General features: G+C 39.2%; 24 protein-coding genes. 10 read left to right on the forward strand and 14 right to left on the reverse strand.

The window, feature by feature from the left end:
- Both QL995_RS15075 and QL995_RS15080 read left to right on the forward strand, forming a co-directional pair.
- The coding region (locus QL995_RS15075) for a transposase (RefSeq protein ID WP_290294495.1) at positions 1–974 on the forward strand (974 nt) is incomplete at its 5' end.
- Between the two features lie 231 nt (positions 975–1,205).
- On the forward strand, positions 1,206–1,511 hold the full coding sequence (locus QL995_RS15080; RefSeq protein WP_290294496.1) for a hypothetical protein: 306 nt from the start codon (positions 1,206–1,208) through the stop codon (positions 1,509–1,511).
- Between the two features lie 690 nt (positions 1,512–2,201).
- Here the strand turns inward: QL995_RS15080 and QL995_RS15085 are convergent.
- On the reverse strand, positions 2,202–2,882 hold the full coding sequence (locus tag QL995_RS15085; RefSeq protein WP_197141920.1) for an SDR family oxidoreductase: 681 nt from the start codon (positions 2,880–2,882) through the stop codon (positions 2,202–2,204).
- A gap of 275 nt (positions 2,883–3,157) precedes the next feature.
- On the opposite strand from QL995_RS15085, the gene QL995_RS15090 reads away from it, so the two are divergent.
- Entirely contained in the window at positions 3,158–4,012 is an 855-nt protein-coding gene (locus QL995_RS15090) for a mechanosensitive ion channel domain-containing protein (RefSeq protein WP_007586226.1), read from the forward strand.
- Between the two features lie 81 nt (positions 4,013–4,093).
- Here the strand turns inward: QL995_RS15090 and astB are convergent, their stop codons facing one another.
- The 3 genes from astB to QL995_RS15105 all read right to left on the reverse strand — a co-directional run bounded on the left by astB (position 4,094) and on the right by QL995_RS15105 (position 7,664).
- On the reverse strand, positions 4,094–5,440 hold the full coding sequence (gene astB / locus QL995_RS15095; protein WP_290294497.1) for an N-succinylarginine dihydrolase: 1,347 nt from the start codon (positions 5,438–5,440) through the stop codon (positions 4,094–4,096).
- A 637-nt stretch (positions 5,441–6,077) separates the two neighbouring features.
- On the reverse strand, positions 6,078–7,184 hold the full coding sequence (locus tag QL995_RS15100) for an L-dopachrome tautomerase-related protein (RefSeq protein WP_290294498.1): 1,107 nt from the start codon (positions 7,182–7,184) through the stop codon (positions 6,078–6,080).
- 45 nt (positions 7,185–7,229) lie between these two features.
- Complete coding sequence (locus QL995_RS15105) at positions 7,230–7,664, reverse strand: MarR family transcriptional regulator (protein ID WP_290294593.1); 435 nt, start codon at positions 7,662–7,664, stop codon at positions 7,230–7,232.
- A 129-nt stretch (positions 7,665–7,793) separates the two neighbouring features.
- Here QL995_RS15105 and QL995_RS15110 point away from each other — a divergent pair, with 129 nt between their 5' ends.
- The 5 genes from QL995_RS15110 (at position 7,794) to QL995_RS15130 (ending at position 13,256) form a co-directional block, all read left to right on the forward strand.
- Complete coding sequence (locus tag QL995_RS15110) at positions 7,794–8,222, forward strand: organic hydroperoxide resistance protein (protein WP_024594483.1); 429 nt, start codon at positions 7,794–7,796, stop codon at positions 8,220–8,222.
- Between the two features lie 164 nt (positions 8,223–8,386).
- Positions 8,387–8,743, forward strand: coding sequence for a metalloregulator ArsR/SmtB family transcription factor (locus QL995_RS15115; RefSeq protein ID WP_290294499.1), 357 nt, complete (start codon positions 8,387–8,389; stop codon positions 8,741–8,743).
- A gap of 32 nt (positions 8,744–8,775) precedes the next feature.
- Positions 8,776–9,786, forward strand: coding sequence for an ArsJ-associated glyceraldehyde-3-phosphate dehydrogenase (locus QL995_RS15120; RefSeq protein WP_290294500.1), 1,011 nt, complete (start codon positions 8,776–8,778; stop codon positions 9,784–9,786).
- A 24-nt stretch (positions 9,787–9,810) separates the two neighbouring features.
- Positions 9,811–11,028 carry an organoarsenical effux MFS transporter ArsJ gene (gene arsJ / locus QL995_RS15125; protein WP_290294501.1) on the forward strand — a complete coding sequence of 406 codons (1,218 nt, stop codon included), beginning with the start codon at positions 9,811–9,813 and terminating at the stop codon, positions 11,026–11,028.
- A 107-nt stretch (positions 11,029–11,135) separates the two neighbouring features.
- Positions 11,136–13,256 carry a methyl-accepting chemotaxis protein gene (locus QL995_RS15130; protein ID WP_290294502.1) on the forward strand — a complete coding sequence of 707 codons (2,121 nt, stop codon included), beginning with the start codon at positions 11,136–11,138 and terminating at the stop codon, positions 13,254–13,256.
- A gap of 103 nt (positions 13,257–13,359) precedes the next feature.
- Here the strand turns inward: QL995_RS15130 and QL995_RS15135 are convergent, their stop codons facing one another.
- Entirely contained in the window at positions 13,360–13,947 is a 588-nt protein-coding gene (locus tag QL995_RS15135) for a TetR/AcrR family transcriptional regulator (protein ID WP_024591536.1), read from the reverse strand.
- A 112-nt stretch (positions 13,948–14,059) separates the two neighbouring features.
- Between QL995_RS15135 and QL995_RS15140 the strand changes: the two genes are divergently transcribed.
- The gene (locus QL995_RS15140; protein ID WP_007586212.1) at positions 14,060–14,602 is read left to right on the forward strand and encodes a carboxymuconolactone decarboxylase family protein; all 543 of its coding nucleotides are present in this window, start codon (positions 14,060–14,062) and stop codon (positions 14,600–14,602) included.
- Positions 14,603–14,664: 62 nt separating this feature from the next.
- Here the strand turns inward: QL995_RS15140 and QL995_RS15145 are convergent, their stop codons facing one another.
- Entirely contained in the window at positions 14,665–15,195 is a 531-nt protein-coding gene (locus QL995_RS15145) for a hypothetical protein (protein ID WP_007586208.1), read from the reverse strand.
- 52 nt (positions 15,196–15,247) lie between these two features.
- Between QL995_RS15145 and QL995_RS15150 the strand changes: the two genes are divergently transcribed.
- Entirely contained in the window at positions 15,248–15,640 is a 393-nt protein-coding gene (locus QL995_RS15150) for a DUF1294 domain-containing protein (protein WP_101216306.1), read from the forward strand.
- 55 nt (positions 15,641–15,695) lie between these two features.
- On the opposite strand, the gene QL995_RS15155 is transcribed toward QL995_RS15150, so the two are convergent.
- The 8 genes from QL995_RS15155 to QL995_RS15190 all read right to left on the reverse strand — a co-directional run bounded on the left by QL995_RS15155 (position 15,696) and on the right by QL995_RS15190 (position 23,267).
- Positions 15,696–16,040, reverse strand: coding sequence for a PEGA domain-containing protein (locus QL995_RS15155; RefSeq protein WP_007586203.1), 345 nt, complete (start codon positions 16,038–16,040; stop codon positions 15,696–15,698).
- Between the two features lie 219 nt (positions 16,041–16,259).
- Complete coding sequence (locus QL995_RS15160) at positions 16,260–16,592, reverse strand: DUF600 domain-containing protein (RefSeq protein ID WP_169061358.1); 333 nt, start codon at positions 16,590–16,592, stop codon at positions 16,260–16,262.
- A gap of 9 nt (positions 16,593–16,601) precedes the next feature.
- On the reverse strand, positions 16,602–17,408 hold the full coding sequence (locus QL995_RS15165) for a PoNe immunity protein domain-containing protein (protein WP_008170478.1): 807 nt from the start codon (positions 17,406–17,408) through the stop codon (positions 16,602–16,604).
- Between the two features lie 5 nt (positions 17,409–17,413).
- Entirely contained in the window at positions 17,414–18,160 is a 747-nt protein-coding gene (locus QL995_RS15170; protein ID WP_290294503.1) for a PoNe immunity protein domain-containing protein, read from the reverse strand.
- Positions 18,161–18,168: 8 nt separating this feature from the next.
- Complete coding sequence (locus tag QL995_RS15175; RefSeq protein WP_290294505.1) at positions 18,169–18,642, reverse strand: hypothetical protein; 474 nt, start codon at positions 18,640–18,642, stop codon at positions 18,169–18,171.
- A gap of 199 nt (positions 18,643–18,841) precedes the next feature.
- Positions 18,842–19,186 (reverse strand): DUF600 domain-containing protein, encoded by a 345-nt coding sequence (locus tag QL995_RS15180; RefSeq protein ID WP_290294507.1) that lies wholly within the window; start codon positions 19,184–19,186, stop codon positions 18,842–18,844.
- Between the two features lie 66 nt (positions 19,187–19,252).
- The gene (locus QL995_RS15185) at positions 19,253–19,729 is read right to left on the reverse strand and encodes an SMI1/KNR4 family protein (RefSeq protein ID WP_290294508.1); all 477 of its coding nucleotides are present in this window, start codon (positions 19,727–19,729) and stop codon (positions 19,253–19,255) included.
- Between the two features lie 4 nt (positions 19,730–19,733).
- Entirely contained in the window at positions 19,734–23,267 is a 3,534-nt protein-coding gene (locus QL995_RS15190) for a contractile injection system protein, VgrG/Pvc8 family (RefSeq protein WP_290294509.1), read from the reverse strand.
- Between the last annotated feature and the right edge of the window lie 127 nt (positions 23,268–23,394).

A 23,394-nucleotide genomic window follows, 5' to 3' on the forward strand; every position in this document is an offset into this window, starting at 1 on the left:
TGATAACTCAGGATTTAAAACAAAAAGAAAAGCTAGATAAAAGTGCAGATAAAATCACCGAGTTTTTAGCCACTCACGAAGAGAAAACAGGCAGTAAAGGCAAGCCTGTTAAAAGTAATATCACTGATCCAGATAGTGCAAAAATGACGACCTCAAAAGGCACAATCCAAGGTTACAACGGCATAGCGATAAACGATGATAAACACCAAATTATCCTGCAAGCACAAGCGTGGGGCTCAGTAGGCGAGCAACAAACTTTACAGCCAGCCGTTGCACAATTAAAACAGCAACTCGCTAAACTCAATACAGAAAAAATGGCAGATAAACATACCATCAAATTCACCGCAGACAGTGGGTTTAACAGCGAAGTAAATCTTGAATTTATGGCGCAAAGTGGGTTCGATACGTACATTGCGGATAACCAATTTAGAAAACGAAATCCGCTGTTTAAAGCCAGCGAAACATACGAAACGGAGCAAGAAAAGCGCCGACTAAAACGCAGCAAAGGCAAGCCACGATTATTTACCTCAGATGATTTTCATTATAATGAAGCAACCCAAACTTGCCGCTGCCCCGCAGGCAATGCCATGTGGCGAAGTGGTATCAATGTAAAAAGCCACAACCAGCAATACACGCGATTCTGCGGTTATTTAAAAGACTGTAAAACGTGCCCGCTACAGCAGCAATGCATGCGAAAGCCACCCATTAAAACGGGGCGACAAGTACAGTTTATAAATAATGAATCGCGCAAAAAACTGAGCTATGTTGATAAGATGAAAGTAAAAATAGACAGCCCCATAGGTCGACGACAATATAGCAAACGACTCGGGTGTATTGAGCCAGTGTTCGGGAACATTACAGTGAATAAAGGCATGAATAAATTGACCTTACGGGGTCAAACGAAAGTGAATGCGCAATGGCAACTGTATTGTCTTGTTCATAATATAGAAAAGCTGCAAAACACGATGCATTAAGAAGGGTAAGCGCTTTTACCCTAAATAAAAGCCACTCAAGTACCCGTAATCCCGTCCAAAACGCCAATTAAAACAACACCAAACTCCCACTTTATATTCTGCATAAAATACAGTAATCGATTGAACCAAAATAGGAACTCAGCTATGGTTTGTCTATCAATAAAAATAAATAAAAAACGAGTTAATCTACAGGCTCGTTATGTGTTCTTCAAATTCAGGAGTTAATATCTTATGGAAGCTAAAATTTATGACCATGTTCCTAACAGTGGAATCGTTCATATGCCTGGTAGATCTTTTCCTGCTGTGGCAATCCAAGGAGATACTCTGAGTACAATGCTATCGAGTGCCATATCTTTTATGGATATGGCAAAAAAGCATGCTGATGAAGATATGTATTATGAAGCATTAATGTTGGCTGAAAGATTAAAAGGACATTTGATTCATTACGAAGAAGTATTAATAAAAGAAGGTTTTGATAAGCCTTATATAATGAACATTAAAGATCTAGAATTTGAGCAAGAGTTCCAAAACACATAACAAGACGATTCAATCAGGACAAAAAACAGTTGGTTTTGCTCCTGCGTGAACTACAGTGACAGCCAACCTAAATTTTGTAATGCTTTAAAAACGCTTAGAGTTAATTGCAGAAGGTCGTTTTTTAATTAATTCTGGCTGTTTGAGTTACCCTACAGCCTCGTTATATATCCTAGGAAAAGTGTTGTGCTAATTCGAGCAATTAATAGTCAAAGAAAGTTAAAACCTTACTTTTACTCGCAGTCAGCTAAAGTTGGCGGCGTTGGTTGCTTATTTGGGATAGCAACTGCATCCCCCCTGTTCTTTGTCGTTACTTCAAGTTTTGGTGTCGAGTCAGATATACCAATCCGTAGCTACGATGGTGATACTGTATTGGTAGTGTTCACATTATGCTTCTTAATTCTCTGTTTATCGCTATACACATTTTGCGCTTTATTTGCCTGCTTTTACTATGGTATTAAGTGCAAGAAAGGATATATCGACCGACAAGAACTTATTAATATCGTATTTAAAGGTATCTATCCAAAACGGTGGCAACGTGGGCTTTAGTTCTGATGTATAACAAAGCCTTTAAACACCCATTAATTTCGCCCTATTTTACTTGCGAACATCTACCCATATTTAACTCAAGCAACCATCAGGTTTAACGCCATTAGCATTAAACCTGACAGCCCAAAATCTACCAAGCTACATTTAGTTAGTTGGCATTAAATAAATCTCGCGTACGCTGTTGCGCTGGTTTGCTTCAATAGCAAACAATACCGCGTCGGCTACATCTTGCGGGTCGAGTTTGTCGGGTTTAGCTTCATCAAAAAACGGGGTGTTTACCATCCCTGGTGCTATGGTTGTGCAGCGGCCGTTCCATTCGCTCATTTCCTCAGCTAAGTTTTGTCCAAAGCCATAAGCAAACCATTTAGTTGCACCGTAAATAGAGCCGCCAATTGGCTTACGGCCAGCGGCAGAGCTGGTTAATATAAAGTGACCTTTGTTTTGGCGTAAATGCGGCAGTGTTAGTTTTGCAGTCCACAGTAGGGCTTTAATGTTTATGTCGATCATAGTTGACCACTCATCGGGATCACCTTTTTCGGTGCCAGCGGTTGAAACACCCATACCCGCGTTAGCAAAGGCTACATCTAATCGGCCAAACTTTTCAATGCCTTTGGTAACTACGTTTTCAAGCGCGGTAAAGTCGGTTGCATCTGCGGCTACGCTCAGTGCGTTATTTGAGCCTAGCGACTCAACTAACTCCGTTAACTTATCTTCGCGTCTAGCGGTAAGTATTACTTTATGGCCGTTGTTAACAAGGGTTTTTGCGGTTGCTTCGCCAATGCCACTTGAAGCACCAGTTATAAGTACTATTTTTTCTTTTGCCATAGATGACCTCTTTAATGAACGTTAAAAACTTAAAATCACCATACCAATAAACGATTAACCTACATTGAATAGTCGCTATAAATTAGCCATAAATGGCGGTGTTTTATATTCTAATAACCATGGTTTTTAGGCCGTTATTAAAATTGGAATAAGTGATTAAAAAAGGTAGGTTTAAATTTTTTATTCTATATACTCGCGCCACTTCTTTTGAAGTCGGTTTTTATTAGATTTAACCATTATTTTGCTGAGTTTCAGCCACATTTATCGGAACAAACATGAAAGATAAACTCTTAGCGTTTTGGCAAAGCCATTCAGAAACAATCATCACTTTAGGATACAAAGTGATTTTAGCGTTGGTGATTTTAGTTGCGAGTGCCTTAATTGCACGATCGGTTAAAAAAGCGATTAAAAACTCTAAATCGCCATTAAAAAGAGTGGATAGTACGCTGCTTCCTCTTTTATCGAGTATTGCTGGTTATTTAGTTTATATAATTGGCGGGCTATTTATTTTAGATATTTTTGGCGTTAATACGGCAAGCTTAATTGCACTAATGGGTGCTGCTGGTTTAGCGATTGGTTTAGCCCTTAAAAATACGCTGAGCAATATTGCTGCGGGTATTATGCTGCTAATACTCAGACCTTTTAAAATAGGCGACTTTGTTGATGCCAGTGGCACGCTTGGTACTGTGAGTGAAATAAACTTGTTTACCACTATTTTTAAAACCACCGACGGTCTTTATATAGCATCGCCTAACGGCAAAGTATGGGGTGGCAATATTAAAAACTTTACCCGTAATGGCAAAAGACGAATGGATATAGTGGTGGGTATTTCGTATGCCGACTCTATTGACGTTGGCTTAAATGTACTTAAAGAATTAGCTGCATCAGAGAGCCGATTACTCGCAGAGCCTGCACCTAAAGTAATGGTGACATCAATAGGCGAAAGCGCAGTGAACATTCAATTACGTGCGTGGGCTGTTAATGGTGATTATTGGCAAACTGTGTGGGATTTAAATAAACGTGTTAAAGAAGCTATTGAAGGTGCTGGGCTGAGTATTCCGTTTCCGCAGCGTACGCTGCATATATCAGAGTCTATGGCATCGGCAATAACTGTTAACAAAGATGCTTAAATATGTATTAACATAAACACAAATAAAAATAGCGAGCCTTGGCTCGCTATTTTTGTATTAGCCTTTGTGTAGGCTGAGGTATTAACCTTCTAATTGAAAGTCGTACACGGAGCCTAAATTTAGTAGCTGCGTTAGCTCATCAAGTGCTTGGTAGCTTTCGGTGAGTAGGGCTGAGTCTGCAAAGTCACTTGCGCCTAATTTGTCGCGGTAGTTACGTTTTGCCCAGTCACACAGTTGCGTGTATTTAGTATCAGTTAAAATAACCTCAGGGTTTACTGCAGCAAGTTCTTGCTCGTTAAGGGCTACACGTAAACGCAAGCAAGCTGGGCCGCCGCCATTTTGCATACTTTGGCGTAAATCAAAAAACTGTACTTGGTTTACTGGGTTATCAGCCATGATCATTTCTTCAATGTAGGCGTTAACTGCGCTGTTGCGTTTACACTCTTGTGGTGCCACTAACAGCATTGAACCATCTTCAAGGCTCACTAGCTGGCTGTTAAATAAATAGCTACTTACAGCGTCGGTAATGCTTACTTTATCGGTAGGTACTTCAATAATGTAAAATTCTTTATTGCCCACATACGCTTCACGAATATCTTGCAGTGCCAAAGCTTGGTTTAAAAATGCTTGCTGGTGGCACAGTAATACGTTGGCGTTACCTACTGCAATTACATCGTTATGAAACACGCCTTGATCTATTACGTCTGGATTTTGCTGTAGTAAAATTTGGCTTGAATCTTTTAAGTTATGTAAGCGACAAATTGCTTCTGAGGCTTCGAGTGTTTGCCTTGCAGGAAATTTAGCTGGTTTTGGTAATTGGCTGTTAAACGCGCTGGCACCAAATACAAACATTTCAAGGCCTTGCTCGCCGTGGCTGTCACAAAAACGAGTATGGTTTGCTGCACCTTCGTCGCCAAAAAAGCCTTGGTCTGGCAAATGGGTATGATGCGCAAAGAATTTGTCGTTGTTAAACATCGCTTTTAATAAGCGTGTAGTGGTTGCAGGCTCTAATGAACGATGAAACTTATTATTTAAATTAGCTGAAGTAAAATGTACTTTGCTATCGGTTGTATCTGGAGATGGCGATACCGTAGCGGCATTGGCTGTCCACATTGCTGACGCTGAATAACACGCGCGTAATAAAATAGGATCTGCTTTAAATGCTTTATGAATTACTTGTGCATCGTTACCGGTAAAGCCTAAGCGGCGCAGTACGTTTAAGTCGGGGCGCGCATGAGGGGCAAATACACCTTGAGTTAGGCCTTTGTCGTGCATGGCTTTCATTTTTTCAAGGCCTTGAAGCACTGCCTCTTGAGGATTTGAAAAGCTTGCTGCGTTATTTAACGAGGCAACATTACCATACGATAAACCAGCGTAGTTGTGAGTAGGGCCAACTAAGCCATCAAAATTAACTTCCAAAGCGTGCATACACGTTCCAACTAAAAATTTTCAATAGGGTGCAACAATACAACGCAATAGGGCTGCTTGCAAAGTTATAAACGCAGTGTTTTTACTAATTTTTTCGATGTTTTTAAATGTGGAGTTTATTACAAGAGTGTTGTTTTTATATTGAACGATTAATTTGAAGTTTAATTAAAATGTACACATAAATTTCATAGTGTGCAAAAGCTTAGCCTAAAGTAGGTTTATACATTTAAGCTTTATGCCAAGCCTTTACACAATACGATGCTACTTAACATAGGCGCGTTCTTTATCAGCAGTAGTGCGGGTATTTGTTGGATCATTAACTTGCCAAACGCTAATGTCTAAACGCCATAAAAGGTAAAGGGTATGGTATAAATTGAACATGGTTTTTCCTTGGTATTTTCACTGAACACATCAGTTTATAGGAAGAAGTATGCCAACATTAACTTGAATATTTTATGAATAGAAATCAGTTATTTAGTATTTAAGTGTAAATACATACTTAAGGATTAGCACCAAAGAGGTGAAGTATTACTAAAAGATGCACCAGTATGGTGTGTTTTTAACAAAAAGCCCTGCAACTATTAGGTCACTTAAATGTGCAAGGCTTTTTTAAAAATGTAGTCACTTAAAAAGAAAATTAACGGCCTACTTTTCCTTTTACTAAAGGCTCGAACGACATTACTTTAAACTTACCGTGGCTTTGATTTTTGCCATTATTAAGCACAGGAGAATTATGTAAATCGTCAACGGTAAAGTATATTTTATGATCGGCTCCGTAGCTAAAGCCATCAGGCCAGCTTAAGCGTTCGTCCTTAAATAATACTTCGTAGTCGCCAGTGGGTTTAACTACGCCAATTGCGCCATTGGTTATGTCGGTTACATATACGTTACCGCCGCCATCAACAATAATACCGTCTGAAATTGGCTTAGTGCCGTAACGCGAAACTTTGTCTTCAAGTGCTTTAGCCGAAAGGCTCTCGTTATTTATATCGCTGGTGGCAATGCGGTAAACCGACGTGCCCGACATAGAGCCAAAGTAAAGCCAGTCTTCGTTAGGATCAAGCGTAATAGGGTTAACACCTAAGCGGGCAGGTTGTCCGCCAAGGCTCATTGTGCGCCCATCAATAACCATATCGATATTTTCGGCTGTGGTGTAATGGCTATTTTGTAATACTCTGCGTGCGACACCTGTTTTAAGGTTAACCGTAATAATAGCGGCTTGGCTGCCTTGTGCTGTGTCGGCAATGTATACAACGCCATGTTTATTATCGATGACTAAATCGTTTAAAAACGAGGTGTCGGTAATGGTCGGTTTAGCCAGATAAATAATTTTGTGCAGTTGCTCTTTGTTTGTATCCCAACCTACTAAGCGCCCAGCGTGATCGGGTCCTGAAGTGTCGAGCATCCATAAAACGCCATCGCTTGATACATTTATGCCAAGTACGTCGTAAAAACCTTTACCGTTATTGTACGCGTATGCCCACTCTTCATTAGGGTAGGGCTTAGTTGTACCATCGCTTAAAAGCTCCATAATTTTTTGCTTTTGGCCAAAAAAGCCATGCACAGATAAAAACTTTCTGCCCGATGGGGTAATAGCAATGTTGCCCGGTGGGTGCTGCGCATCAAAAGTGGCTACTGTTTTTAAATCAGCATTTTGGTTAGCAGTATTAGCAGATACGGCGTTGCTACCTAAAATTGCCGTGCTACACGCCGCAGCTAATAGTAATTTTTTAATATGAGTCATTTTTAAAACCTTTTAAAACACGTTTATTGTTTAAAAATTAAGAGCCTAATCGGCTAAGTCGTTTACTACTAAATCGAGCAGCTGCATCAACTGCTTCGCTTGTGTTGCATCTACACTATCAAATTTACATAAAATATTTTTAGGAATATCGGCTGCTTTTAACTTAAGTGATTGGCCATACTGGGTTAGCTGCACTAGGCGTTTGCGTTTGTCGTGCTCATCTTTAATAACAGCCAGTAATGATTTGTCGCTCATTTTTTTGAGTATTTGGGTCATAGCACCGCCATCTATCGCGGTTTTATCTATTAGCCCTGCAATTGTTATTTCGTCTTGCTCCCACAGCGCCATCATTACTACGTATTGCGGGTAAGTTAAATTTAGCTCGTTTAAAGGCTCGCGATACGCACGCGCAATGCTGTTAGATGCCATATATAACCGGTGGCATAACTGATTTTTTAACTTTAATTGCTCAAACGGCATAACGTTATCCTTTATTTCAATACATGCTATTTTAATTTGCATGCAAAGTATTTGCAATCTCTAATTACTTGATCTATTATTTTGCACACAAACTAAATTGATTGATATTTTAAAACTTTGGAGTTCATTATGAATGTATTACAAAACGTAGCTTACACAGCAAAAGCAACTGCAACTGGCGGCCGTGAGGGCGTAGCTAAATCTGATGATGGTCGTTTAGATGTAAATTTATCAACACCTAAAGGTTTAGGCGGAGACGACGGACAAGGCACTAACCCAGAGCAATTATTTGCCGCAGGTTATGCAGCATGTTTTATTGGCGCACTTAAATTTGTAGCAGGTAGCGAAAAAATAGATTTACCAAGCGACACACATATTAATTCACAAGTGTCTATTGGTGCTATTGAAGGCGGTTTTGGTATTGCAGTAAAACTAGCTGTATCACTAGGTGATATGGATAAAGCTGCAGCGCAAACGCTTGTAGATAAAGCACACCAAGTATGCCCATATTCAAACGCAACACGTGGCAATATTGAAGTAGAGCTTTCAGTTATTTAATAACTAAATAAAGAAAAGTTATAAAAGCACACAACGACAATTAGTCGTTGTGTGCTTTTTTGCGTTTAAGGCATAAAAATTAAATATACGATAAAACGTATATTCACTATTCCATATATTGTTATTTTGTTTTATTGTGTATGCATAAGCACAGTGAGGACAGTATGGAACAATTCAACCCACTTCAATTTTATAAATGCCTAGCAGACGATACGCGTTTAAAGGCAATGCTGCTAATTAGCCACGAAGAAGAGCTGTGTGTATGCGAGCTTGTTGCTGCACTTAAATTAAGCCAACCTAAGGTATCTCGCCATTTAGCACAGTTAAGACAATACGGATTATTGAGCGACCGTAAACAAAATCAATGGGTGTACTACAGTATTAACAAAGCACTGCCAGAGTGGGCTAAAAATGTATTAACGCAAACACTTACTGCTAACTCTTCATTTTATCAAAACGATTTAACGCGCTTAAACGCTATGGGTAATCGCCCTGAACGTGCAGCTAGCTGTTGTAACTAACTAATAAATTAACTTATTAAAGGTATTTAATTATGACTATTAAAGTAGGTATTAACGGTTTTGGCCGTATGGGACGTTTAACACTGCGTGCAGCAGTTGATTGGCCAGAAATAGAGTTTATTAAAGTAAATGATGTAGCGGGCGATGCTAAAACACACGCACATTTAATTGAGTTTGACTCAGTACACGGACGCTTAGCGCAGCAGGTTACTAGTGATGATAATAGCTTTAGTGTGGGTAAACACACGATTGCAGTTACCAACAACAAAACCATAAATGAAACTGATTGGTCAGATTGCGATGTCGTAATAGAGGCCAGTGGAAAAATGAAAACCACCGAGCTGTTAAATCAATATTTAGCGCAAGGTGTTAAGCGTGTTGTAGTAACCGCACCTGTGAAAGAAGACGGTATTTTAAATATAGTAATGGGTGTAAACGATGATCTTTATAACCCAAGGGAGCATAAAATTGTTACAGCCGCCTCGTGCACAACTAACTGTTTAGCGCCAATAGTTAAGGTTTTGCAAGAAAAAGTGGGCATTAAGCACGGCTCAATGACTACTATTCACGACATTACTAATACCCAAACGATTATAGATGCACCCCACAAAGATTTACGCCGTGCGCGTTCGTGCGGTACTAGTTTAATTCCTACTACAACCGGTAGTGCAACGGCTATTACGCATATTTTTCCTGAGCTTAAGGGTAAATTAAACGGCCATGCTGTGCGTGTACCTCTTACTAACGCGTCAATTACCGATTGTGTTTTTGAGCTTGAGCGCGGTGTTACACAAGATGAAGTAAACACTTGGTTTAAAAACGCTGCAAATAACGAGCTAAAAGACATTTTAGGCTACGAAGAAAGACCGCTTGTATCTATAGATTATAAAACAGATCCACGTAGCTGCACCATAGATGCGCTTTCAACTATGGTAATTAACAACACTCAGCTTAAATTATACGCTTGGTATGATAACGAATGGGGTTATGCAAACCGTACCGCTGAGCTAATGCTTAAAGTTGCACAAAGTGATTTGGTTTAATCTCGTTTTAAAAGGTTTAAATTCATGCTTGCGCAGTTAGCTAATTTACCAAGCTCTATAAAACAATATTTAATAATTACCGGTAATTACTGGGCATTTACTTTAACTGATGGTGCACTGCGCATGCTGGTGGTGCTGTACTTTCATCAGTTGGGTTATGGTGCATTTGCGATAGCCATGTTGTTTTTGTTTTATGAAATTTTTGGGGTGATCACCAATTTAATAGGTGGTTGGCTTGGGGCACATTTAGGGTTAAATAAAACCATGAATGTAGGGCTTGGGCTGCAGCTTGTAGCTTTGGCCATGCTTTGCGTGCCTGGGGATTGGCTAACCGTTGCCTATGTTATGGCAGCGCAAGCACTGAGCGGTATAGCTAAAGACTTAAATAAAATGAGCGCAAAGAGCGCCATTAAGTATTTAGTACCACAAGACGATGCAGGGCAAAGCCAATTATATAAATGGATTGCCATACTTACAGGCTCTAAAAATGCGTTAAAAGGAGTGGGCTTTTTTTTAGGTGGCTTGCTACTTACCGTATTTGGTTTTGTGGGGGCATTAATTAGCCTAATTGCTTTACTTAGTGTTGCGTGGGTTATTAGTTTAATTTTTTTAAAAGGCGATATTGGTAAAGCTAAAAACAAACCTAAGTTTAAAGAATTATTTTCTAAATCGCGGGCAATCAACTTACTTAGTGCAGCGCGTTTATGCTTGTTTGCGGCGCGCGATGTATGGTTTGTGGTTGCATTGCCGGTTTACTTAGCCGCTCAGTTTAATTGGGATCACTGGTGGGTAAGCGGCTTTATGGCTTTGTGGGTAATTGCTTATGGATTGGTGCAGTCGCAAGCACCGCGTATAACAGGGCAAAGTGATTCAAACTCACATTCAGTCAAAAAAGCGTATTGGTGGGTTGCTCTATTAAGTGGCGTAACTGGCATTTTAGCGTTGTTGATGCAATTTGATGTAGCGGTACATTTTACGCTTGTAATCGGCTTACTTATTTTTGGTGGTGTATTTGCTGTAAATTCATCGCTGCATAGTTACTTAATAGTAAGTTTTGCTAAAAACGATGGGGTGTCGCTCGACGTTGGCTTTTATTATATGGCCAATGCGATAGGGCGTTTGCTTGGTACGGTGCTTTCTGGCTGGGTTTTTCAAGTATATGGGCTTAGTGCGTGTTTATGGGTAAGTGTATGTTTATTAATTGCAGCCTCAATTACAACGGCACGTTTGGCTAAACTTTAAAAAACTCAACGTATTGTATTAAATTCAATTTGTTTAACGATATTCATAGCTTCATTGATTAGATCTACTAAACTGTATCAGTAGTTTTAATTTAAAGGGTGTGATGAATGCGAGAAATATCGTTAGCAAAAAAGTTACTCTGGCTAAGTGTCGGTAGTATATTTATAACTGTACTAGTGCTATCAGGCATTTTGTGGTGGCAGTTATCATCAAGTAATAAGCAGTTAGCGACCAAATCCGAAGAGTACATTATTGTAGAAGTAGAAGAAAAGCTTAATGCTCATGCGGCTGGATACGGAGAAAAAATTGCTGGCTTTATTAATGAAGCTTACCGTGTTCCTTATTCATTAGCGGCATTACTTGGCGATGCAGCAAAACAAAACACTTTAGACCGAGATACAGTTGTCAGTATAAATAAAGCGGTTTTAGAACAAAACACTCTCTTATCATCTATTTATTCTCAATTTGAACCAAACGCTTTTGATGGGCAAGATTCTCAATATCAACAAGGGTATAAGCATTCAGTAGATAGTGCTGGTACGTTAGAGGTATATATAACTCGCGATCAAAAAGGCGTAATTGAACAACAAAAAGTAGCGAATGCTGCCGATAAATATATTACCTCTTTAAATGAATTTGGTATTCGTGAAGCGCAGTGGTATTTGTGCGCAAAAGACACACTTAAGCCTTGTATTATGGAACCGTATTTATACGAAATCCCATCGGGCGATTCGGTAATGCTAACTTCGTTAACCGTGCCTATTTTAAAGTCAGGCCAGTTTATTGGTTTAGCAGGCGTTGATTTAACTCTACCAACCTTTCAAGTAATGACTGAGCAGCTTTCTAAGCAGCTTTACAATGGTCAAGCTAAAGTAACCTTATTAAGTGATTTAGGTTTAGTTGTAGGCAGCAGTCATTATAAATCTAAATTAGGGCGCCCAATTAAAGAGGCTGTTAGTTCTACTATATTTAATGATATTGAAAAGTCTAAAGGGCAAAGCGGTATTTTTAAAACAAATAGTGAATATTTAGTAAATTATCCAATTGATATAAAACTAGCAAACACTCAGTGGTCATTAATCATAGAAGTACCTACAGACCTAGCACTTGCAGGGCCTGAAGCGCTAGAAAAAAACATGCAAGAAACAGCAGCATCACTCGGGTTTATTATTTTAATTACAGGCTTAATAATTGCTGTGGTTGCTTTTGTTATTATGAAATTAGTAATTGCAGGTGTAATAGCGCCGCTACAACAAATTCAACAGCGGGTTGATAACCTCGCAAGTTCTGAGGGTGATTTAACGCATACATTGCATGTTGATAGCCACGCAGAACTTATTGCATTAGCTGGTGGGTTTAATCGATTTTTAGCAAAACTACGTGATTTAATTTCTGAACTAAAAGCGGTGTCTGAGCAAACTAAACAGCAAGGCGAAATAGCACAACACATCGCTATTGATACTAAGCATAATGTTCAATCTCAATTTCAAGAAATTGAAAGTGTGGTAACGGCTATGAACGAAATGAGCGCAACAGCACTCGAAGTCGCCAGAGCATCAGAGCAATCAGCCCAACAAGCCGATGAAATAAATAGCTTGGTAGTAAGCAGTGAGTCGAGCTTATCGTCAGCGATGACACAAGTTAAAACGATGTCTGAAGAAATTAAAGAAGCAAACCAAGCAGTTGAAAAAGTCGCTTCGCGTAGTAAAGACATTACGCAAATATTAGATGTAATTCGTACTATTTCAGAACAAACAAACTTACTTGCACTTAACGCAGCCATTGAAGCTGCGCGCGCAGGTGAGCATGGGCGAGGCTTTGCCGTTGTTGCTGATGAAGTACGTGCACTTGCTTCTAAAACGCGTTCATCAACAGATGACATAAGCCAGTTAATTGATAGTTTATTATCTGAAGTAGGTAATGCATCTACCGTTATTGAAAAAGGCGTAGTACGTGCACAAAATGCCGTTGATGAAACATCAGTAGCTTTTGATGCTCTGCACAGTGTTGTTGTTAAAGTTGATGAAATAACCAATCAAATTACACATATTGCCACCGCTGCCGAAGAGCAAAGCTTAGTAACTGAAGAAATAAACCGTAATTTAACGCTTATATCTGATGCCGCATCGCAACTTGCTGACTTATCTACACAAGCAGGGGATAGCAGCGAAGCGCTTAATGCACTTGTTGCCCAGCAAGATAATGAGCTAAATAAGCTTAAAACGTAACTTATAAATTAAGTTTTAAGCACAAAAAAATGGCCAGTTAATACTGGCCATTTTTATTTAGTAAAATAAGTATAACTTGTTGAGAATGCTCGATAACTGCTATTTATAACTTTTTAATCAACATAAACATTTGGTTGATCATTGGCTCAGCAAATTGATCTACATTAGGACGATTAAAATAACCGCGTAAACCTGTAAATTGCACCTGAAAAAAGCGCGCATATTCAACAGCGGTCAACGTATTACTTAACTCACCTTTGTTTATTGCTTGTGTAAACAACTGCGTTAAATAAGCTTCAAATTGAGCGGTTAAATCTAAGCTTAGCTCATATAGGTTTGAGTCTTTTTCTGCAAACTCGCTGTTTGCTTTAACCAGCATACAAATAGCGCTTGGGCTGCAATCTTTTGTTTTAATGACCACATTTTCAACAAATGCACGTAACCCACCAAGTACTGTATCTGCACTTGATAGAAACCCCTCTATTTGGGTTTTCATTTGTACTGTGTAATCTTTCAGCGATTCGCAGTATAGACCTTCTTTAGAGCCAAACGCAGAGTAAATACTACCCGGGCGCATATTAACGGCTTCTTGTAAGTCACGCGTTGAGGTTGCATGAAAACCTTTTTGCCAAAATAGCTGGCTTGCAACGCGAACGACATTATCGCGTTCAAATTTAACCTTATTAGCCATATCATTCTCAATCAATTTGAACATTTGCTCAATTTTAACTTGAACAGTCGCTCAAAATCAAATACTATGTGTCTCGAAGTTACTTAAAACTATTAATTATTAGGAGCTAACCATGGCCGAATTTACTTTATACACTCAAGAAAACGCACCAGAAGAAGCAAAACCGTTACTAGCTGATTCAGTAGCAGCATTTGGTATGCTTCCTAACTTACATGCAGTAATGGCTGAAGCACCAACATTACTTAAAGGTTACCAAGTACTGCATGAGCTGTTCCAAAAAACATCATTCAATGCAGAAGAGCTAACAGTAGTATGGCAATCAATTAACGTTGAGCACGCATGTCATTACTGTGTTCCTGCTCACAGTGGTATTGCAGCGGCAATGAAAGTTGATCAAGGTGTTGTTGATGCACTTGTAAACAAAACACCACTTGAAAACCCTAAGCTAGAAACTCTTCGTGAAACTACACTCGCAATGACACGTGAACGTGGCGTGATCAGCGATGAGCAAATCGAAAAATTCTTTGCAGCAGGTTACGGTAAGCAACAACTACTTGAAATTATTGTAGGCTTGTCTCAAAAAGTAATGAGCAACTACACTAATCACCTTGCTGATACACCAGTAGACGCTGCATTTAAAAAATATGTAAAATAAATACGATTTTATAAATGACAAAAGGCAGCCTAGGCTGCCTTTTTTGTGTTTATAAATCGCGGCTATTTAAATTTAACCGTTTTTGTACTGCGTGTATAACTTCTGCTTTCGGGCTTAGTCCATTCACCCTTTTTAAGATAAGAGGTCGATACAATAAACTTATCGTCTTTTAAATCACTAGTAGATTTAACCTTAGTCACTCCCTCTTTACTGCCTGTTACTTCCTCATAGGCTACAAATTGAGTAGGGCTTAATACCGTTATTGTGCCTTTGGTGTAAAATCCTGCCGTAGTGAAATAATAAAATACGAGTGACTTCCTTTTGCTATCATAAAAAATCATCGACTCACCGCCATACTCACCCTCGTTAATCGAGTGCATGGTACGAATAGCTTTACCGTTTAAAGCGCGTTCCCAACGGCCAACATCTTGTATTTTTTTAGCGCCTTCTGGTACTTTAAAGTCTGCTTGCCACGTTCCTAAGTAAGGTTTAAACACTTCTAGCTCTTTATCAAGGTTACTGGCATTTTCATTAGCAAAGCTACTAAATGTGCATAAACATAATGCGAAGAATAGCGATTTAAAATATGTCATAATTTGGCTCTCGTTGTTAGGCTCTTATAAGCCCAGTATAGGTGATAATTAATTGATAAAGAAAATATTAATCACATTCTCATTGCTTTATTTAGCTGCCATTTGGTTAGCTTACCCGCTGCAATACTTACCTGTTTATATACCAATATATGTACCTGGTTATATAAGTGTATTAAGTGCTATAACTTTTTTAATGTACGCGTGGGATAAGCGACAAGCTAAGCGTTCTTCACATACAAAAGTAAACCGCACGCCAGAGCGTACACTGCAACTACTTGCATTATTTGGAGGATGGCCGGGGGCATTACTTGCTCAACAATTACTTCGTCATAAATCGCAAAAGCGACGTTTTATTATTGTGTTGTGGTTATGTATTTTAATTAATATTGGTAGTTATTTCGCAGTAGGATATTTGTGGCTTTATGAAGGATTTAATATGCCTTAGGCCAGTTATTAAATTAACCAGGCTAAGGCATATAAACTAAAACGTACTGAGAAGCTTATTGAGCCGATTGGCTTGCTTCCATTGTATCGAGTTCAACAGTTAGTATTGTTTTTTTATCAACTGAAACCCATTTTCTGTAAGTAAGGTATCCTGCTTTGCTTACTTCAATATCGTATTTACCTTCTTTAAGCTCAATACCAGCTTTGTAAACAGGGTTGATATTCATAATACGAACGCGAGCATCAGCAGGGTTAGTAATAACTGTTAATGAAATTGGTGCAGCTACTTCGTTAATCTCTGCAATAGGTTCTAAAACTACTTGCTCAGTTTCTTGGGCTGGAGGAGGTGTAGAACAACCGCTTAATAACAGTAAACCCAAAAGTGCGCTTAATTTTTTCATAGGTACTCCGTAAAATTATTTTAAATAATAAATGTTAAATGTCACGAAATATCATGGAGGAGTATTAATAAGTTGGGGTACCTAACTCGTCTTCCTTGACTTTCGTTTGTTTAAAAAACAAATTGGCGTACAGTTTAATATGTATCCAGCTCAGGTTCAATTATTGTTATTAATTTATAAAGTTTTAAATAAATTTAACGCTATGCTTATGCTGCTCATTTAAAGTAATAAAGTGGCTTCATCGCTATTATCGCGTTCAAAGTTTAAGTTGAACTGACCTTGACGAGTGATAGTAAAAATAGCGCGCTGCCAATTTTCCACTTCGTTTTTTATAGCGTGGTCAAATAACGTTTTAAACAACGCTGTTATATTTTCAGATACAGCAATTGCATGCTGTGTTTCGTCGTCTGCTTTAATAAAGTAGGCTTTGCACTCAAGTACATTGTTATTCTCGCAATCTAAAATAAGCTGAGCTTTAAGCCACGGAGCATCAATTTGTTGATAAAGGTACTGACCTAGGTGTTGCGGGATGTGTTTTATATCAGGTTGCATTGGCTGTCCTTAGCGCTCAGGCTTATTACGTATTAAATCATTGGCTAGCATTGGATGTGGCGTAAGCTGTACTTTGGTTATACCAAGTAAGTTTGCCACTAACGCATGCTCTAAACACCAGTACCCAATGTAATAATCAGTATATTCAAATTCACAATCACATTCATGGTTGCCGTGCCAGTCGGCATCATCAAGTTGGGCATACCACTGCGATATAAACTGGTTTAGCTTCTGTGCTTGCGTATTTTTATCAAGACTAAAGGCATCAAACAAACACTGGTAAACATCAGGGTAATAGAGGGTTTTTGCCATAGGGCGCTGTGAATCACCGAGCTTTACGGCAATAGCATCAAATAATGCATCTTTACCTTGTTCACCAATGACATCAAGCGTTTTACTAATATGCTCAGTGGGCGCGTCGCAGGCAACTAGCAACGACAGCCACCAAAGCGTATAAATATAGCGATTTATATTCGCAGAGCCACACGCATCGCCAGCGCCTCCAAGTTGCTCAAAATCAACACGGTAAAACTGATGGGGTTGTGGAATGTTATTAGCTACCAAGGTGAGCTGTTCACGATAAGGTAAAATAGCGAGTACAAAAGGGCGTAGTTCATCAATAGAGGCACCATAAGAATAATGCGCTACAGCTCGCATAATCGCTAGTTGAAACAATCTCTGAGCCACATCAACGCGCTGAGTAGGGGAGGTAAATACAGCGTCGTCGAGTGCGGCTTGTGTTTCTGTTAGAGCTTCATCAAGGTCACTCGTAAGTGTTTGAAGGTAGCCTTCATCCTGACGGTTATCACGTAACATCCATGTCATCCTTTAAAGTGAACTAAATCTTTAGGGTAATACGGGTGGTCAATAAAGCTACTGTCGTCAATATTATAAAGTTTAACGACTAAAGCTGCTTCCCAGCTCCAATACCCAATGTAGGCATCCGTATCCATTAAATGATAGTCGGGTGAATCTATCAGTTTATACCATGCATCGAGGTATGCTTTCATTAAAGAAGGTTGTTGCTCAATGTCTGCTGCAATGACATCGTGTAGCTTTTTAAATCGTTTTTTGAATAATAAATCATTAGAAACTGCTCGTTCAGTGTCGCCCATTTTCAATGCAATAGAGTCGAACAATACATCAAGTCCTTGATTAGCGATTAATTCAAGAGCCTGCGTGTAATAGCTATCACCCATATCTAAACAATAAGCAAAAGCGAGCCAGTCGAGCCAGTTTTCAAGATAGTCAGTGCGAATTCCCTCCCATCCAATGCGATCTTTTTGTTCATTTGCAGGCAAGGAATCGGCATAGTTTTTTTGCCATTGACGGTATTCAAGTGCTTCAAGTAAATGAGGTTTAAGCTCAGTTAAATTGTCTCCGCGGGCAAACTTTTGTTGTAGTAAATAAATAATGTCACTATTGAGCCTGAATGCATTCTTCATTTTGACTTCACTTGTCAATTTATTGTTTAAAGTTATTTTTTGTATTTTTTTATCAATAACCTTAGCCCTGAAATTAACTCTTTCGTCAAAATACTTCTTATCTTTTAATGTATCTCTTAGCATTTTTTTTCCTAAAAACCTTTTGGTGTACCAATTATATTTCCGTATTTATTTAATTCTTTCACTGACAGTGAACCATCAGGCATATTGCGTATTAATATTTTTTCTATAGAGCCATCATTATCTGCTATTGACTCTAAAATCTCCTCTATTTGCTCTTCATTCAGCCCTGCTTTTCTTAAGCGCTTATCGGTAACCCAATCATCACTCATTTGCTTGCCGTCACCAGTCATTCCTTGCCTGGCTTTGTTGTACTTGGCTTCAGTAATGGTTGTTTTTGGTGGTTCGAATTCATCGAGAGCCTTGTTTACGCGATTGCCAATCTCACTGGCTGCGCCTTTAACGCCTTGGTCTATTTTGGGCGCTATTTCATCAAGCTGTTTAATCGTGGCTTGCATGCCGCCTATGGCAAGCTGTGGCAGCAGTAGGTCGTATCGCCAACTTGTTGATATTTCATGAATAGTAAACTGACTATTTAATAGCACTTTTACTCTTTAAGCGCAGCGCCTCTAGCCCTCTTTGTGAATAATTCATTTAAAATATTTTTTGCACAAAGAGAAAAGAATGAGAAGTAAATGAGGGCGTTAACCATAAAAAACAGTCATTATGTGAAAGGTTAGGCGCTAATTTTTAGCGCCTAACTTCACAACATCCATGTTGTTAAAGAGCGGGTTAAATTAATACTTAACGTGTTGGAACCGCGGCTATTGCTTCATCATCATTATTATCGCGCTCAAAGTTTAAATTAAACTGACCTTGACGAGTGATAGTAAAAATAGCGCGCTGCCAATTTTCCACTTCGTTTTTAATGGCGTGGTCAAATAACATTTTAAACAACGCAGTGATATTTTTGGATACTGCAATTTTATGCTGTGTTTCGTCATCTGCTTTAATAAAGTGAGCTTTGCATTCAAGTATATTGTTGTTTTCGCAATCTAAAATAAGGTGTGCTTCATGCCATGGCTCATCTATTTGTTGATAAAGATACTGACCTAGGTGTTGCGGGATGTTTTTAATGTCGGCTTGCATTGGCTGTCCTTAGCGTTATAAATGAATTTAAATTGAATAATCAAGCATAAAGTTTGTCAATATGAGTTAGCCGAAAGACATCGCATCAAGGAATTCTTGGAAATTATTAAAAGCTTTGTAAAAAACAGGTGATAACTCTTCAGACTCATTATGATCCCATATTACTACTTTAGGGTTTATTGCATCTTCTTTGAAATCTAAGCATAAAAAATCACCACCAAATAGGTAAGCAAAAGGTAAGGCCTCGGCTCCAATCAAGTCTTCGTTATCTGTAAGCCTTTCCTCAATTTGAGCCATTACGACTTTAATTTCGTATTGCATAAGGCAACTATCGAGATTTTCATCTTCCGAAACTATTAGAAATCTTTCCAATACCCGCTCCTCAGAGTTAACTTTTATAATAACTTCATCTGGGGATGCACCATTGAATTTTAAAATAAATTCCCTGTAGCTAATTGGTAACTTAATATTAAAAAACATTTCTAATGAATCTAGCTCATCATGTGTTACAGAAACTTTTTTCTCTAAACTTAAATCTTTCATTATGCTATCGCTTTCCGTATGCCCAATGACCGACAGAGCGGCCACCTTGATGATTAATTATATTATGTGCGCCAAATGGAACTAACTCCATTCTCCCACTAATTTCCGAGTGATGCCAGGTGAAGCCATCAGGTCTGCCTCCAGGGATTCTTGAGTCTAGCCATTTAAATTGTTGGTAGTCAGAAGCTAGCCACAACTTTTCTGGTAAGGACTCTACTTTCTCTAATAAACCAGCACTTTCAAAGTCAGGATATTTTGTACCTGCTTTTAATTTCACTTCAGGGACTAATCCGCGTTTAACTGCATTTGCTTTTATTTCACGCTTTTGCTTTATTGTTAATTTATCACCGTCAGGAAAATTCTTCCACGACCAAGGTTTATTAGAGTTTATTAAATTTGCATATGCTTCAGTTTGGTAGTTTAAGTCATACTTAACAGGCCTATTACCTTTAGCCCCCTTTAAATCATTTCCTTTAGGCGCATCTAATTCATTCGCAACGGTCTTTTTAGGTTTGCCCACAATACCGGTGCTTTTCGGCGGCTCGAATTCATCAAGGGCTTTGTCTACGCGATTGCCAATCTCACTGGCTGCGCCTTTAACGCCTTGGTCTATTTTGGGCGCTATTTCATCAAGCTGTTTAATCGTGGCTTGCATGCCGTCTATGGCTAGTTGTGGCAGCAGTAGGTCGTATTGCCAACTTGTTGATATTTCGTGAAGTGTATCGCGCAGGCCTTTTATAAAGGCTTTTACTTCGCTGGCTGCTTGTTTACCTAAATCTTGCCAGTTGATTTTGCGTAAATACTGAACAGGGTCGCCTTTGCCTAGCTTGCGAAGGACTGCAATTGCGGCTTCTATTGTGTCGCCGCTGTTTTTAATCACCACTTTACCGACGCCTTTTACCGCAGAGCCGAGCACAGGCACTAAACCTATCGCGGTGAGCGTAAAGGCAATCCAGCCATCACTGTCGTTGGCTTTATCGTCATCAGTAAGTAGCATTACATTGGCTAAAATATCCCGTACGTCCATGACTTGGTCAATAACAGGTATCATTGAAATAATACTACCCACTACAATCTGTGCCGTTGTAGGGTCTTTATTAAAGTCACCTTGGAGTGCTCCCCATAACCAATCACCCGCTTGGCTGGCTATGTTGCTTGCTTCATCAAGTGTTGCTGTTTGCCCAGCTCTGCTCATTTGTATGGCAGAGGCGGGGGTTATTCTTTTATAAAGTGGATTTGGTGTGGTGTTATCTTGTGGTTCATACTCGCGCGTATCTTCCCCGTATTGAACAGTAAACTGACCATTTGGTACATCGGTTAATTGCGCTATACCGTCTTCATCTAGCTGGCCTGTGCTATGTGTTCCATCATCAAATTTAATTGTATAAGGTGCATTTTTTACAGGGCTGCCATCTTGATAAACATAAAGTAAATCCACTACGCTTGACGTTGTTGCAGCAATACCGGAGTCATCAATGGTTATATCACTAATACGGCTAATATTGGCCGGGCTTGCATTGCTTGGTGCCCGCGCTGTTTGTGGGCTGGTTATGTCGTAATCAACCGGCCCATCAAAGGTTATAAATGTGCCATCGAGTGTAAGTACGTTAGTGGCGGTAATATCAACATTGCCTTGACTGTCGAGTTTTATCTCGCCGCCCGCGTTGTGAATAATTAAATCGCCATTACCTGAGCCCGTTATGCTTATATTATTGTTTGTTTGTAAAAACGTAGAGCCAGTAGGCACATTAAGCTTTAAGTCGCTGTTATTGGTTTTAAGGAGTATGTCGCTTTGTGCATGCACTTTTACTGCACGCCCGGTGAGGAGTGATATTTCATTCTCGCTCGTAAGGGTTGCATTTTTACCATTGAACGCCTGGCTGCCACCACTTTGATAATTTACATGGCTGTTAGTTGTGGTTTGCGACACGGTATTTTTAACATCAATAAATTGATTGTTTTTAATAACAAACTGAACATTGTTTTGTTCTGTTTCAAGGCATAGGTCGCGCCCTGCGTGTAAATTTATAGTACCGAGCTGGCTTATCCATTGAATAAATTGGCGGCCTGATTTTATAGCATTTAATTCAATATAGTGCTCACTGGCGAGTGTTTGTAAGATGACTTTGGGTACATCTTTATCGTCATCAAACATGAGTTCATTTTGCGCTGCGCTTAATAAGCGATTATGTGTTGGGTTAGCGGCTGTAACTACGCTTGGCTGGTCGGCGTTTAGTGCAAAACCCATTATAAATGTATTATTTGGGTCGTTATTAATACACCCAATAAGTACCTCAGAGCCGCCAACGAGTGGGAAGTGCCAGCCAGTGGCTTGAGGTTGGTTTTCACAAGCATATAGCGCTAGTTTTTTTAGTGCAGGGCTTGATTGAATTACTGGGCGAGCTGTTTTATCAAACTCGGTACGAATACGGTATTGGCCATGTTCATCTACAAATGCATTACTTGTGAGAGATTCTACGGTTGCTGGAAATACCATGGGCTTAGGCGTGTGGGGCTCAGGCATTGCTTTGTAAGGTGTACCGCGCTCTATAAATTGCGCTACGCAGTGATAATGCGTTTCACCTTCATGGCTGCTTTCGTCATTTGCTTGATTAAGGGTGTGCTCTATTGCAATGCATAGCAAATCACCACTGGCAAACCCCATATTATCGTCAAGCGAAATTGAGCAGCCTGCAAATACATCAGATACATTACCCGTAAGCGTAACCAGTTTATTGTGTGTGGCTAATGCATTACTAAAGCTTTGTGTTTGTGCTGATGCTTCGGCGTCTGAGTTTGCAGCAGGCTCGAAAAAAGATTGACTGTTACTGGCTACTTTTTGGAATTGTCCATGGGCATTACTTTGCGCTGCATTATTATATAAGGTTTGTGTTACTTCACTGTGCATAAAGCCGACAAAGTTACCCCAGTACTGGGCGTTCATCCCCGCGTTTGCTTTAACTTCTAATACACCCGTACTTAAATAGGGGCTGTTGAGGTTGCTGTCACTTATAACAAGTATTTCGGTGTTTGATTCACTTTCAATCCAGTAAAAAAGACCATGCTGAGACATCAAGCGATTAAAAAAGGCCCAGTCACTTTCCATTGCTTGCACACATTGCTTTAAATGCGGTAAGGCGGAGCTTGTCCTAAAAACGATTTGTCCTGATGAATAACCTGCTTTTTGTGCTAAGTAATTTAATACATCTTGTACGTTTACGGCAATAAAGACTTTACTGTTTGAGGTGTCTTTTAAGGTGGATAATCGATCTTGAATGTTTATTTTAAAGCGATGTAGATTGTTGAATACACCCATATTGGTTACAGATGTAATCAGGCCGCATTGTTCTCTATATCTTTTATTTTTATTAACAAAAATCACACTGGCATTAGCAAGTAGTATATCTGTATTAATTTTTACTGAAGATTCAACGGTGAGTGAATAACTAAAGCCTTTATTAATTTTTTCGTAGCCATGTAGGTAAGTAACATTAAAGTCTTTGTCATTAACCTTCAAAAAAAAATTAGATTTAGTCAAAACGTTGCAATCCCTGCTCGGTAAAATTAGTGGCGTAAACATACCTTTTTGTGTGTTAATGATCAACTGGATAATTGTAACTCTAAAAATAAATTGAATTATCTTTTTTATTATTTCATAAATAGGG

It is taken from the genome of Pseudoalteromonas sp. APC 3358 (assembly GCF_030408075.1).
Lineage (GTDB): Bacteria > Pseudomonadota > Gammaproteobacteria > Enterobacterales > Alteromonadaceae > Pseudoalteromonas > Pseudoalteromonas arctica.